10 protein-coding genes are annotated in these 14,055 nt (G+C 48.5%); 1 reads left to right on the top strand and 9 read right to left on the bottom strand.

Annotated features, from left to right (window positions below):
- Window positions 1-8 precede the first annotated feature (8 nt).
- The 9 genes from HI950_RS15735 to HI950_RS15695 form a co-directional block, all read right to left on the bottom strand.
- Window positions 9-1,001 (bottom strand): ABC transporter ATP-binding protein, encoded by a 993-nt coding sequence (locus tag HI950_RS15735; protein ID WP_169085721.1) that lies wholly within the window; start codon window positions 999-1,001, stop codon window positions 9-11.
- Window positions 998-2,002: an ABC transporter ATP-binding protein gene (locus HI950_RS15730; protein ID WP_169085719.1), complete on the bottom strand. Its 1,005-nt coding sequence runs from the start codon at window positions 2,000-2,002 to the stop codon at window positions 998-1,000. Before HI950_RS15730 ends, HI950_RS15735 begins: the two co-directional genes overlap by 4 nt.
- 13 nt (window positions 2,003-2,015) lie before the next feature.
- A complete protein-coding gene (locus HI950_RS15725) occupies window positions 2,016-2,927 on the bottom strand; it encodes an ABC transporter permease (RefSeq protein ID WP_169085717.1) in 912 nt (303 codons plus the stop codon).
- Window positions 2,928-3,015: 88 nt separating this feature from the next.
- Window positions 3,016-3,939, bottom strand: a complete 924-nt coding sequence (locus tag HI950_RS15720) for an ABC transporter permease subunit (RefSeq protein ID WP_169085715.1) — start codon at window positions 3,937-3,939, stop codon at window positions 3,016-3,018.
- A gap of 118 nt (window positions 3,940-4,057) precedes the next feature.
- Window positions 4,058-5,671 (bottom strand): glutathione ABC transporter substrate-binding protein, encoded by a 1,614-nt coding sequence (locus HI950_RS15715; RefSeq protein WP_169085713.1) that lies wholly within the window; start codon window positions 5,669-5,671, stop codon window positions 4,058-4,060.
- Window positions 5,672-5,756: 85 nt separating this feature from the next.
- Window positions 5,757-6,761: an asparaginase gene (locus HI950_RS15710; protein WP_169085711.1), complete on the bottom strand. Its 1,005-nt coding sequence runs from the start codon at window positions 6,759-6,761 to the stop codon at window positions 5,757-5,759.
- A gap of 29 nt (window positions 6,762-6,790) precedes the next feature.
- Window positions 6,791-7,948 (bottom strand): ROK family transcriptional regulator, encoded by a 1,158-nt coding sequence (locus HI950_RS15705; protein ID WP_169085709.1) that lies wholly within the window; start codon window positions 7,946-7,948, stop codon window positions 6,791-6,793.
- A 439-nt stretch (window positions 7,949-8,387) separates the two neighbouring features.
- Window positions 8,388-8,582 carry a DUF2188 domain-containing protein gene (locus HI950_RS15700; protein ID WP_169085707.1) on the bottom strand — a complete coding sequence of 65 codons (195 nt, stop codon included), beginning with the start codon at window positions 8,580-8,582 and terminating at the stop codon, window positions 8,388-8,390.
- A 263-nt stretch (window positions 8,583-8,845) separates the two neighbouring features.
- Window positions 8,846-13,279, bottom strand: a complete 4,434-nt coding sequence (locus HI950_RS15695) for an endo-1,4-beta-xylanase (protein WP_169085705.1) — start codon at window positions 13,277-13,279, stop codon at window positions 8,846-8,848.
- Between the two features lie 236 nt (window positions 13,280-13,515).
- Between HI950_RS15695 and HI950_RS15690 the strand changes: the two genes are divergently transcribed.
- On the top strand, window positions 13,516-14,052 hold the full coding sequence (locus HI950_RS15690) for a hypothetical protein (RefSeq protein WP_169085703.1): 537 nt from the start codon (window positions 13,516-13,518) through the stop codon (window positions 14,050-14,052).
- Window positions 14,053-14,055 lie beyond the last annotated feature (3 nt).

The following is a 14,055-nucleotide window of genomic DNA, read 5'->3' as shown; positions in this document are numbered from 1 at the left end:
AAGTTCAATTAACGCTCTAGCCTCAACATCTCTTCATCGTATAAATGGCATGCGACCTCATGCCCCGGTTCAATTTCCCGGAACGCCGGCTCATGCTGCTTGCAGATTTCCATGCAGGAAGGGCATCTTGTATGGAACCGGCAGCCCGATGGCGGATCGACGGGGCTTGGAAGATCCCCCTTCAAAATGATGCGTTCCTTCTTAAGGCTAGGGTCCGGCACCGGAACCGAAGAAAGCAGCGCTTGCGTGTATGGATGCAGCGGACGGTCGTACAAAGTATCCTTGTCCGCTGTCTCTACTAGCGAGCCGAGATACATGACGCCAATTCGGTCGCTAATATGCTCAACAACGCTGAGATCATGCGAAATGAACAAATAAGTGAGGCCGTATTCCTCTTGCAAATCCTGCAGCAAATTCAGCACCTGAGACTGTATGGACACGTCCAGAGCCGACACCGGTTCATCGGCAACGATTAAGCTCGGACGAACGGACAACGCCCGTGCGATCCCAATCCGCTGCCGCTGCCCGCCGCTGAATTCATGCGCATAACGCTCCGCATGGAAGCTGCTAAGGCCAACGGTTTCAAGCAGCTCGCAAGCCAGCTTATCCCTCTCCTTCGGAGAGAGCTTCGTATGAATAAGGAGTGGCTCCGCGACCAGATCTTTAACCTTCATCCGCGGATTAAGCGAAGCGTATGGGTCTTGGAATACCATCTGCATATCTTTGCGAAGCGGACGCATTTGATTATCGGATATATGGCTGATGTTCTGACCCTTAAACCACACCTCGCCATCGTTTGGCGCAAGCAAGCGCGTCACCAGCCTGCCTGTAGTCGACTTGCCGCAGCCGCTCTCACCGACGAGGCTGAACGTTTCTCCTTTGCGTATAGCGAATGAAATCCCATCCACCGCGCGCAAATATTTAGTCGTTCCGAGAAAGCCCTTCTTAACTGAAAAGGACTTCTTCAAGCCCTTCACTTCTATTAATGGCGTATCCTTCATGCGCGTCCCACTCCTTCCGTGTTCTCCTGCTGCGTAAGCAGGCAGCGGCTCTTACGATCCGAAAGCCCCTCGATAGGAAGTAAATCCGGCTCTTTCGTGAGGCAGCTCTCCATGACGAACGAACAGCGCGGCGCAAACTTACAGCCTTGCGGCATCTGTGAAAGGTCTGGAACATTGCCTTTAATGGAATCCAAACGGCGTACATTTTGCCGCAGCTTCGGAACGGATTGGATCAAGCCCTTCGTATAAGGATGCTGCGGATTTGCGAACAGCTCATGAACGGAAGCTTCCTCCACGACACGGCCCGCGTACATGACGACTACCCGGTCGCAAAGTTCAGCTACAACGCCGAGATCATGCGTAATGAGCAGCATGCCCATATCCTGCTCTTCCTTCAGCCGCTTCATCAGGTCAAGAATTTGCGCTTGTATCGTCACATCGAGCGCAGTCGTCGGCTCATCCGCAATAAGAAGCTTCGGGTTGCACGACATAGCCATGGCGATCATCACCCGCTGCCTCATTCCGCCTGACAGCTGATGCGGATAGTCATCCACCAGCTCCTCCGCACGGGGAATGCCAACAAGCTTCAGCATATGAATCGCATGCTCGCGGGCCTTCTTGCGACTATAGCCCAAATGCAGCATAATCGGTTCTGCCAGCTGCAAGCCGATCCGCAGCACAGGATTAAGCGACGTCATCGGCTCCTGAAAAATCATCGCCATCTCATTGCCCCGAATGCGGCGCATGTCCTTCTCCGAAATACTCGTCAGATCGGTTCCTTCGAAGCGAACGGCTCCTCCGGCGATTTTGCCCGGCGTATCCTTAAGCAGCCGCATAATCGACAAGGAAGTTACGCTTTTCCCACAGCCGGATTCACCGACAAGACCAAGCACTTCGCCTTTCTTTATATGAAAATCAACGCCCGCGACAGCCGTTATGCTGCCGCTGCCACGCTTGAACTCCGTTTTCAATCCTTGTACTTCCAGCAAATGTTGAGTCATGTCTTGTCCCTCCTTAATTTTTCATCTTGGGATCAAGAGCATCTCGCAGTCCGTCCCCGACCAGGTTAAAAGCAAGTACAGTCAAAAAGATCGCTATGCCCGGAAAATAGACGATATGCGGGGCAATACTCAAATAATCGCGCCCCATGCTTAACATGGCGCCCCAATCGGGCTCTGTTGTCTTCGCGCCCATTCCGAGGAAGCTTAGTGAGGCAGCCGCCAGAATAGCACCGCCGATTTTCATCGATACATTAACGATAATGCTGGAAACCGTCTCAGGAAAAATATGACGCCAAATAATTCGGTTATTTTTAGCTCCCATCGAACGAGCGGCCTCAACGAACAGCGTTTCCTTAGCGGACAACGTCACGCTTCGAATGATTCGCGCAAAGGAAGGTGTACCGAATACGGCAACCGCAATAACGACGTTCGATAGACCAGGTCCGAGAATAGCCACGATACCAATAGCGAGCAGTAAGTCAGGAAACGAGAACAGCACATCGCTGCCCCGCATAATAATCCGGTCCCACCAACCGCCGAAAAATCCGCTTAGCAGGCCAAGAATAGTACCAAGCACCGCTGCAATCGTTACGGCACTGAGACTGACGGCTAACGTCAGCCGCGTCCCATCAATGAGCCGGCTTAAAATGTCACGGCCATATTCATCCGTACCCGCCCAGTGAGCAGCGGAGGGCCCCAACATTAAGGCATCATAGTTCGGTTCATCAGGATTGTAAGGCGCCAAGAGCGGCCCAAAGATTCCAACGACAAAAAGCAATAATATAAAGCAGGCAGCCACAAGAGCCATCCGTTGTTTGCAAAACTTGCGACTAAACTCTCCGAATCGCCCCCTCGTTTTAACCGGGGCCTGCACCTCTTCCGGTAACGGGGAACCGCTTCCCATTACCGTCGAATTGTTGCTCATGATATTCCTCCTAACCCTAAATAAACGCTGTAAGCAACATCATCTGTCGCATGGCCATTCGTATTGTTACATGTCTTCATCGCATCAACTACGACGAATACCTAATTTTTGGATTGAGTACGCCATACAGCAAATCTACAATTAAATTGATCAGAATGAACTGTGTAGCGAATAGCAATAGCAACGCTTGAATGACCGTATAATCGCGGAAAAGAATAGAATCAACCAGCAGCCTGCCGAGTCCCGGAATACTGAAAACCGTCTCGACCATTACCGAACCGCCAAGCAAAAAGCCGAATTGGAGGCCCGCTACGGTAACAACCTGGATAAGGGAATTGCGAAGCGCATGTCTGCCAATAACGACGGACTCACGCAAGCCTTTTGCACGACCTGTACGAATATAATCCTCTCGCATCGTCTCCAGCATCGATGACCGCGAATATCTAGCCAACATAGACATAATGCCCGCTCCAAGCGTAATGGAAGGCAAAATATAAGATTTCCAAGAATCAACGCCACCGGTAGGAAACCAACCAAGTTCTACCGAGAAAATTTGAATCAGTACAAGTCCAAGCCAGAACCCGGGAATAGACATACCCGAAATCGCTGTCAGCGTGCCTGCGTAATCCGGCCATCTGTTGCGGTACACCGCAGATACTACGCCAATTAGAAGACCGATAACGAGTGCCCAAGCCATACTAAGGAACGTAAGCCACAAAGTAGGCATAATTCTGCTCTCCAGCATATCGGTAACCGGCATGCCCGAACGAATTGAATTTCCTAGATTGCCGCTCAGCAGATCCCCCATATAGTTCACGTATTGCTTCCAAAGCGGAAGATTAAGGCCAAGCTGCTCCTGAATGCCTTGAATTTCTTCAAGCGTAGCGTCCTTCCCCGCAATAAGCCTCGCCGGATCGCCAGGTATTAAGTGAATAAACATAAAGACAAGCACGGATACAACAAACAGCAATGGAATAACCCCGAGGAGTCTTTGTAAAGCATATCTACCCAACTTATAAGCCTCCTTCAGTTTCGACAAATGATATAATAGGGCCGCTTCCCGTTAATCTATAGAAGCGGCCCCGTTCATTTCATATGATACTAAGCCTAACGTTTGTCATGCCTGCTCATTACTTCACTTCAGCATTGAGGACATTAATGGAACCGTCTGGATATACTTTGACGCCTTCCAGGTATGATCTTTTCCCTGCGATAATTTGGTCAACGCCCATGAATGCCCATGGCGCTTCTTCCCAAATCGTTTTTTGAATGTTAGCGTAAATCCCTTTTGCTTCTTCTGGATCAGTCGATTTATTCGCTTCTGCGATCCATTTGTCGACATTGTCATTTTTGTAATAGGCCGTATTGGAGCCTGCAGGCGGGAACATTTCACTGCTGAACAAGCCTCTTGTCGCACCATCAGCATCACCGGAAGATGGGGACCAGCTCACATACCACATTTGTATTTTGGCTTCCTCAGGCGTCTTCGCGGAGTTGATTTGATCGGAAAGCGTACCGCCTTCCATCGATTTCACTTCCAGCTTAATGCCAACAAGCGCTAATTGCTGTTGAATGAATTGCATGCCTTTAATCGTTTCGGAATCATTCTCGCCCCAGATTTCAGCTTCGAAGCCATCCGGGTAGCCCGCTTCAGCTAGCAAAGCTTTTGCTTTCGCAACATCATAGTCATAGCCCGTTTGCTGGGAATAGTATTGTGTTTTCGAAGACATCGTGGAATCCAGCTTAGCGCCAATGCCCGATTTTACAACTTTGATATACGCTTCTTTGTTGATTGCATAGTTGATCGCTTGACGCACCTTTACATCATCGTAAGGCTTCTTCATCGTGTTCAATGTCACATAACGAACGATCGTCGAATCAATTGTATCGATCGTAATTCCCTCTTGCCCTTCAACCTCTTTCACTTGCTCTGTTGGCATTGGATAGATGAAATCGGCTTCGCCGGTTTTCAACATGGCAATACGCGAGCCATTCTCCGGTACCGGTCTAAAGGTGATGCTGTCCACTTTCGGTAGAGCTTCCTGCCAGTAATCAGCATTCTTCTCTACAACTAGGCGATCGCCTTGCACCCATTCTTTGAATTTGAACGGGCCTGTACCTACAGGCTTCTTCGCAATATCAGCTCCGCTCTCCTCAAGCGCTTTCGGGCTGATAATTCCCGCCATAGCTACTTTATTTAGAAAGGCGTTGTATGGCTCGCTAAGCGTAACGACTACTGTTTTAGCATCGGGAGTCTCCACTTTAGCAACTTTAGCGAAGCTTTTGCGCAGTCTTAAATTGTTTTTCTCGTCTTGAATACGTGCAATGTTGACCTTAACCGCCTCTGCGTTGAAGTCAGTGCCGTCATGGAATTTAACGTTCTCTTTCAAGCTGAACGTATACACAAGTCCGTCTTCGCTTATTTGGTGGCTTGTAGCAAGGACAGGAATAAGCTGCATATTTTCATCGAAACCCATCAGCCCTTCATACATCGTTCTGCCGCCGCTGATCGAATGAGTGTCACTCGCATTATGCGGGTCGAGCGTAATAAAGTTAGCATTAATGGCAATCACGATATCCTTATCGTTCTTTGCTGCCGTATTCGTTGCTTCCGGCTTGTTCGTAGCGTCTCCGCCCGCGTTTCCTGTGCCTCCGTTATTGTTCGCCTTACCACAGCCTGCAGCAACTACAGCTAGGATGAGCAACAGCATGAACATCGAACTTACTTTTCCTTTTGCTTTCATCTTCTACACTCCCCTATAGAAATGATGTATTAGAACAGCTCCTAAACCGGTCGTACTCGACTTGGAGATTATTCTTGCCCTACGATCAGACTTGCCACTGGAAAACAGCTCGGCGCTTGCCAACAGGCGTTCCGCCGTCATTCACAATCTCATTCGGCACGAGTGCATACAGACGGTCAATCGTAGCTTGATTGCCGTAGCCGATGCGCTCTAGTATAGATGCGATAATACAAGGCCAAACTTGCTCGGAGCCGTCGGATACCTTCAGCGAGATGCCGATTCTTTCCTTGCGGAGCCCAATGCCGTATACGCCCTTTGCCCCGCCCTTTGCCGTCAAGTTGCCATCCCTGAGCAATGCCGAACAAATAAACTTCGTATCGGCGATCATATCGGGATTATCATTCATTAGCTTTGCGGTTGCAGCAGCAGCATTTCGTATATCGGTGTCCCCGATCAAGTCGGGACAAGCCAGCTTCAAATAGGAATATGCGATTTTATGGAGCGGAAGCGCGAAAATGGGCAGCCCGCAGCCGTCGATGCCTTGCGGAATGGATTCTTTCGGCACCTCGGCTATGTAAGCCATCATCTCCATAATCTCTTGCTGAACAGGGTGATTGGGATCGTAATAGGTTTGTTCATCCCAGCCCATATGCTTGCTAAGGCCCAATAATCCAGCATGCTTGCCTGAGCAGTTATGGAAGATTTTGCGTTTGGGCTCATTAGCCCGGTGACGATCGGCTTTCGCATCCTCGTTAAGCGGGTACGTAGCGCAGCAATGGAGCCCCTCTTCCTTTAATCCCATTTTCTGAAACATCGATTCCAGCGCTTCGATATGGAAAGCCTCGCCTCGGTGCGAAGCGGTGAAGAGCGATGCCTCCTTGCTCGTCAAGCCATATACCTCATCAATTCTTCGCTTCATCACCGGCAAAGCCTGAAAAGGCTTCGCGGCGGAGCGCAGGAACGTGAGATGCTCCGGATCACCTGCCTTATACAGGATGCTGCCTTTCTCATCCACTACGCTAACAGCACCGTAATGCACATTCTCAAGTACGCCGCCGCGATACTCTTCTACTAGAGTTGTAAATCCCATCTTTGCGACCTCCTTCTCCGAAAATAAATTTACTCCAATGCGAAAAAACGATTTTGAGACAACAAACCTGATCCAATCATGACGCCTCTCTCGTTCAGCATCGAACGATGGAATGCAAATGAATCACGGAGCGGTTCCCATAAGAAACGCGAGAGATAGATCTTTTCGACTTCATCGTGAATATCCGGAAACTTGTCGACAAGCTCACCGCTTAAGATCACACTGTCAGGATTGTACATGCAAACAACATTGTTAATCGTAATGGCCATATACATGAGCGCGCGATCGATCAGATGGATCGCCCAATGCTCGCCTGCACGCTTCGCTTCAAATAACTCCTCGATCGTGCCTACCTGGCGAATACGATTCGCCTCCGATAACAACGAGCTAATATTGATGTAGGTTTGCAGACAGCCAGCTTTGCCGCATTCGCACATCATCCCGCTCGGGTCTACTGTCGTGTGGCCGATTTCACCGGCACTGTTCATGACCCCCCGGTAGATCTCTCCCTCGAGAATAATCGCTGAACCGACGCCATGCCCAAACCCTAGCAGCGCAGTACGTCTGGAGCCAACTGCAGCCCCTTTCAAATGCTCGGCAAGCGCCCGCACCTTCAGCTCATTATCAACGGCAATTTCAATGCCGGTCAGTTCCTTCAATCTCTCGGCCAGCTTAACGTTCTTCCAACCAAGCTGAACGGAGAAGACGACGATTCCCTCTTCATTGTTCACGATGCCGGGAAGCCCAACGCCGATGCCGACGATGCGGGTTCTATCCAGCTCTTGCTGTATCAGCATTTGCTCTATCGCTTCGCTAATGCGCAAAAGCGTCGTTTCCGGTCTCTCATCCGGTATTCGCGGGTGTTTGCTGCTGCAAACAAGCTTGCCTTGCAAATCGACGATACCGATACTCATTAGGCTGCGGTCCAGATCAACGCCGACCGATAGCACCGAAGCATTTACCATACCCAGCAGCGTCGACTTCCTGCCGAGTCCTGCCGATACTTGATCGGAATTCAAAAGATAGCCTTGCTCCGTCAATTCACCGACAATTCTGCTGACCGTAGTTGGGCTCATTCCCGTTTGCTTCGCAATAGAAGCACGGGAAATGGGATGTTGGTTTTTAATGATTTCAAAGACGGTAAGACGGTTTTGCCTCTTCATAAAATCCTGATCATGCTTTTTCACGGACGTCTCTCCCATTTTTTTCTCCACTGAATTAAATACATATATTTACCACCGATATGATACGTTAAATGCAATATTAATCGCTTTTCGTTACCATTTCTTCGATTTATTCATTTAGTTTCTCCACTGCTGGTATTAATGATAAACGCTCAACGGAACAGTGTCAATATCAATGACATCATTTATCTTAATATTATTTCAACAACTAAATGAAAGCGATTAACTCGGAATTTTTCACCGCAAAATGATCAATACATGACATATACATTACACAATATGGACGGAATGCTCCTTAACGTTTGCGACACATACAATCGCTTTCCTAATAGGAATGTTTCATTTTTGAGGATAAAACAACAAAAAATCGCCTCCAATTAACAGACTCGCAAGAGCTGTTGAATTGGAGGCGATTTTCGAGTGTAAATGCGAGCTGCCTCGGCTACGCGTTTTTTTTGCGGATTTGCTTATCTCGGTTCTCGCCCCATTCCTTCGCTTGGGACGTTGCAATCGCAATGGCTCTGCCTTCTTCATAGCCATCCTCAAGCAAAGCATTGGCAATTTCGATCGCTTTGTTGCGCACGGGAGCCATAAAATTTTTGAGTGATTCCGGATAATCATCCTTTGTCCATGGCATCTTGTTGCCCTCCTCTCGGAATTAAATCTTTAGCTTTATCGGCATGCACCAGCCTAAAGAAACCTAACACCTATTACCCCTGTTGAAGACGAGATTAAACAATTAAACAGAAATAGATCCCATTGAACCCTGTGGTTTCCTAGGACAAACCAAGAGCCGCTAAAGTGAGCTGCATATGTCCGAGCCTTATGTAGGCTTTCTGCACATATATGCACACATTTAAACGGCTCTTTTCCTTATCGGTTACTATAATTAGGCAGCCATTAATTTATTTGCTGCTGCAGCAGCTGATATAAAATAATGGCCGCTTGTGCACGGCTTGCAGAATTGTTTGGAGCAAAGCTGCCATTGCCCATGCCATTTATGATGCCTGCAGCTTGTAGAGCCACGACAGCCTCTTTGGCATATTCCGCGATAGCCGCAGCATCATCAAATTCCACTTTATGGTTCACATCACTTAAAATATGACCGCTTTTTTGCATAGCTCGGTACACCATTGCAGCCATTTCCTGACGGCTAATCTGGTCGTTAATTCCAAATGTGCCATCCGCTAATCCCGATACAATACCTAATTGCTGAGCGGAAGCAATTGCATCGTAATACCAGGTACCACTTTTCACATCGAGGAATGAGCTGCTTGCGCTTGCTTGCTCCAGGTCCAGCGTGTGCATCAGCATTTGGATAAACTCCGCTCTCGTCACAGCACGGCCCGGCGCAAATACTTGTTCAGATATACCGTTAACGATGCCGCGTGCCGCAAGGCCGCGAATACTGTCATTTGCCCAAGCGATGGAAGCCGCGTCGTTAAACCTCACATCAATGAAAACAGCAGCGAATTGACTGAAGTGTGTCGTTGCGAACTCAACCATACCCGTTATGGCGTTATATTTGCCATTCTGGATGACCTCTAGTTTTCCATCGTCCGATACATACCACACGACAATTTGATTCCTGTTTTCGCCTTTTTCCAAAACATAAGGCATCGAAATTCCGACGGACACTCCTTCACCAAACTGGCTGATTGTTTTACCGCCAACGGTTAGCTTGAAGTCGTATACGGTATTCGAGCCCACTTTCGCGCGAATCACATCCGATAACGCCTCTGCAGCAATTTTACTGATATTAAGCTCAATCGTGTCTGAGCTGCCCGCTCCTTCAAATAACGATACCGGCAATTGAACCGAAGCAATGCCTGAGCTTATTTCAATGATCTTGATTCCAGCCAGCTTCGCAGCATCAGCCAGATCAGCCGAAATAGCAATCGAGAGTTGCTCCGCCTTATCCGCACCGTTAGCATGGAATTTCAGCAGCCCAAGCTTGGATCCAGAGAGCGCTTTGTTCAAATCGGAGGCACTTATGGAAGCCTTCGCATTTCCATTCGCGTCTACCGTCACATTCAGCTCGCCCGGCTTGGCTTGCGGAATGCTTCCTGTGCTTCCTGAGCCTCCTGTGCTTCCTGTGCTGCCGCCATCATTAGGCTTGCCGCCCAACACCATTACGCCAAGCCTCGAGGTGTTCTCGTAAGACTTGCCTGTCGGATCATTCCACATCCATACGCTGTCTCTTTTCCCTGTTCCATTATCATCATTATTGACCTGGAGATCGAAGCCGATCACGGTTCCGTTACGAGGTGCAATCATATCCAGATCAACCGCTGCTTCAACGATGTATCCCGTAGCGATATCGCCAGGTCCATACACACTCTTCGTTACAGCATTATAGTTGTCATGGGATGCATGGCCGCCAACGGTACGGACGTTTTCGAAATTAATCCGGTACTGGCCGTCATCCGCGTCATAGGAGCTCGTTTTTCCGTTATTTTGATCCAAGAAGATTTCGATGGAATCATGCTCCCAAGGATTTGCGCTCGCTGCAGATAGCTTCTTGTCAGTTACCATCGCATAGACGTAAAGATGCTCATCATCCCACATCGTGTAAAATTCAGCCTTGGAGCCCTCGCCGCCTTCCACCTTAACAGCTGTATCAAGCTTGTTAGCATTAGCCCATATGGCATCCAGCTCTCCATCGAGGATAGGAGTGCCATAGTTCGCGTTGGATATTTGCGTTCCCGGTATAAGCGTCAGCTCGCCATAGCCGTTGCTATTCGCTTCTTGGCTGTTGCCCAGATCACTCCAGGAAATAATGCTGCCGTTCTTGCCATGCTCCGTACCGTCATCTGAACCAGCATCCGTAACCCGAATATCGAAGGAAGCTTTGCTTCCAGCCGTGCTGCCTGTTAGCGGAATTGCCGCAACAATCGTATACCCGTTATCGGTTTCAACGGAACCGGCAGTTCCCCGTACAACTTGCACGGATTTTATTGCGCTGCCATCCTTCACAAACAAATCGACCTTATCGCCGGACAGCTTCGATGGGTCTGTCACAATCGCTTTCACATAAAGCTGGTCTTCGTCCCACAACAATTTCATCCCAGCCTCCAAGACGCCGCTCTTCTCAAGCGGAATAACCGGAACGGTATTCCAAACGAGATCATCCATGCCGCTTAGGCTCGGACTACCATGAACAGCATTTGCCGTTTTCTTCACGGCAGTTAGCTTCGATGGGTCAACCATTCCCCAATAAGCAGGCTTCGCTTGATAATTTTTATCGAAAGCGAATGGCGCATCTTGACGAGTGACTGGCCGATTATGAAGCCAAGTATGGTCATCGGCGATTCCCCAAAATGTTACATTGCTAATCCATCCCTCAGGATTATCAGCCGTTCTGCCGGTATCATCCAGCCGCTTTAACTCATCAAACAATTCTTTGTAGCGGTAGCCTTGTTTGGCAAGCAGCTCCTGAGGCACATCCTGATAGGCATCCGTGTTATTTGTGTAAGCAGAAACGTCAAACTCCGTTAACTGGTTATCGAAGCCAGCCTCGCCGAACATCTTGATGGAATCAGAAATCTGCTGTATGGAAGGCCCGCTAATATTAATATGTGTCTGGTGGCCAACACCATCAATCGGCACGCCTTCTTCCTTTAATCTCGTAACAAGACTAAGAAGAAACTTCGCTTTTTGCGGGTTATGTGTCCCGTAATCATTAATAAACAGCTTGGAATCCTTAGCCATTGCATACTTTACCGGATCCTGCGCATACATCTCATCCAGCAATCTGCGCGTTTCAGTAAACGCGACCTTAATGAAATCCTCGCCGGTCAGCTGATACCATAGGCTATCACGCATCCCATTTGGCCTGCCTTCGTCAATAACCTCATTCACAACGTCCCAATCCGTTGCAACGTCTGCATATCTGGGTACAACTACGCCAAGATAATCCTTAAGCCGCTGAATAACGAGCTCTTTATTTTCCGCGCTAGGGCTTAGTGCAGAGCCATCATCCGCCAAAAACATCCAGTCCGCCGCTTGCTGATGCCACACGAGCGTATGGAAGCGCATGTTCACTTTATTGTCCCGGGCAAACTTAGCAAGCCGGTCCGCGCTCTCAAAATTGTAAGTTCCTTTTATGGAATTAATGGAGCCTGGCTTCATCGCATTCTCTGCCACGACTGAGTTGAAGTGCTGATCCAGAAGCTCTCTGCTCTTTCCTTCGAGCTGGTTCGGCTCCAAAGCCGCCCCGATTTTGAAATAGCTATTGTAAACCTCCTGCAGCTTTGCAAGATCCGTTTGAACCGGCGGAGATGTTACAGGAAGCTCCGTCATCTTCACGTGTACATCATCAATATAGTAGGAATCCGCTGCGTTCGCGCTTTCAATATAGAAGCTTATATCAGAAAGATTCGAGTTGAAGCTAAACGTTCCCTTGAGCTCTACCCAATCAGTCGTCGTTACCGCTGCCGAGGCAACGCTCACCCAGCTTTTGGAGCCGCTTGCGTCCAGCTCCGCTGAAATTTTAAACGAATGGGAAGTTGTTGGTGCATCCACAAGCTTGACGAAAGCGCTCACCTCGTACTTCGCGTTTTTCGTGAGCTTATCGAATACGCTAACCGTTGGCCCATGCCAATCGCTCGACCGTCCCGCCGTCTTTAAGCTGTATGAACCCGATTTTTGTTGCTCGCCGGATACAGCTACGACAACTCCGTCCCCCCTCGGTCCCCAGCCCTCTGTCGTTCCGCCATCAAATTTGTAACCAAATTCCGCTTCGCCTATCGGAGGCGTTCCCGGTTCTTCCGTTCCGTCTGGCGGCGTGTTATCCACAATCAGCACATCGTCGATAAAGACGTCAGCCGTTGATGCCGCTGTCTCTAAATACATCGTAAGCGAGGTTGTGCCCGCCGGTCTTGTATACGAGGTTTTCGAAAAGGTTGTCCAGCCTTGATCATTCATGCTTTGGTTGCCAATGATCCAATCATAGTTGTTGCTTTGATTGGTCATTTTCATCGTGACATGCGCTTGATCAGAGCCTGCTCCCAGTCTTGCCTTAAACGAGATATCGTAGCTGTGCCCTTCCTGAAGCAATGCGTTCAAATCTATACTCGGACTGCAGTTTACGCCGCTTCGACCGGATAGCTGCAAGGAGCTTGATCCCGTCGCCGCATAATCCGTAGACACTGCAATCTGCGCTGTCCCTCCGCTGCAATTAAAAGGCATCCAGCTCCCAAAAAGTCCATCCTCAAATCCGTTCTGAATCACGGTACCCGATGCCGCTTGCACAGCGCTTCCATACCTTCCGAGTGGCATTAACGATCCGAACAATAGTAAAAAAGCTAACAACAGACAAAACTTACTTCGCATATCCATCCCCCTAAGCTTATTCAAAATGACAACGCTTACAGGGTATTCTAGCAAGCTAACAAGGAATAAAATACCTATGGAAATATAGATTGTACTCTAAAAACAATAGATGATTATTTATCGTAGTGAGCGGGTAACGGATACATTTATGCCAAAGGGACCACTACCAGGGTCACATACCGCCTAATTAATGGTATACTCACGATACAACCAATAAAAAGGATGGTTATTGTAAAATGAGCGTTCATTTCTCTGTTTGCGCAACTGCAAAATATCAAGAGAAGTATATCGAATTTTTGCTGGAGAATTACGAAAAATTAAATCTAAATTACTCATTTCCTGTTTCTCTCAGCTATCTCTCGAGTCCCATTTTCATGGATAGAGAAGCTATTTTACTGCTGGATGAAGATGAGGTCATTGGGGCAGTCGGATACATACACGGAACGGGAGAGCAGCAATACGAGGACATTCATGTCGTGCAGATTCAAGTTGTGTTTCTACTGGAGAAATATCGTCGGGGCCGTATCTTTATGCAAGCCCTTCAGTTCCTTGGACAGCATCTGGCCCAATTGAAGCAACCGCCGCAGGAGCTTCGATTTTGGGTTCCGGATAGCGCCGGATTAGATAAAATATGTGCTCGCTTTGCACAAAAAATCTCAGAAATGCAAACCGACTTTGGGGTCATCGCCCATTACAGTGCAGATTTCACAAACTATCATAGCTTTGCTATGGCCTATCCGCATGAACTCTATTATTCATTAGTCAGGAGGTAGCTA

The sequence above is a fragment of the Paenibacillus sp. PL91 genome, from assembly GCF_012935325.2.
Lineage (GTDB): Bacteria > Bacillota > Bacilli > Paenibacillales > Paenibacillaceae > Pristimantibacillus.
This window is presented reverse-complemented; position numbering and strand designations above follow the sequence as displayed.

What these genes read in the sequence shown, in the direction of transcription:
- HI950_RS15735 (WP_169085721.1), bottom strand. Translation starts at nt 1,001, where the DNA reads ATGAAGGATACGCCATTAATAGAAGTGAAGGGCTTGAAGAAGTCCTTT.
- HI950_RS15730 (WP_169085719.1), bottom strand. Translation starts at nt 2,002, where the DNA reads ATGACTCAACATTTGCTGGAAGTACAAGGATTGAAAACGGAGTTCAAG.
- HI950_RS15725 (WP_169085717.1), bottom strand. Translation starts at nt 2,927, where the DNA reads ATGAGCAACAATTCGACGGTAATGGGAAGCGGTTCCCCGTTACCGGAA.
- HI950_RS15715 (WP_169085713.1), bottom strand. Translation starts at nt 5,671, where the DNA reads ATGAAAGCAAAAGGAAAAGTAAGTTCGATGTTCATGCTGTTGCTCATC.
- HI950_RS15710 (WP_169085711.1), bottom strand. Translation starts at nt 6,761, where the DNA reads ATGGGATTTACAACTCTAGTAGAAGAGTATCGCGGCGGCGTACTTGAG.
- HI950_RS15700 (WP_169085707.1), bottom strand. Translation starts at nt 8,582, where the DNA reads ATGCCATGGACAAAGGATGATTATCCGGAATCACTCAAAAATTTTATG.
- HI950_RS15695 (WP_169085705.1), bottom strand. Translation starts at nt 13,279, where the DNA reads ATGCGAAGTAAGTTTTGTCTGTTGTTAGCTTTTTTACTATTGTTCGGA.
- HI950_RS15690 (WP_169085703.1), top strand. Translation starts at nt 13,516, where the DNA reads ATGAGCGTTCATTTCTCTGTTTGCGCAACTGCAAAATATCAAGAGAAG.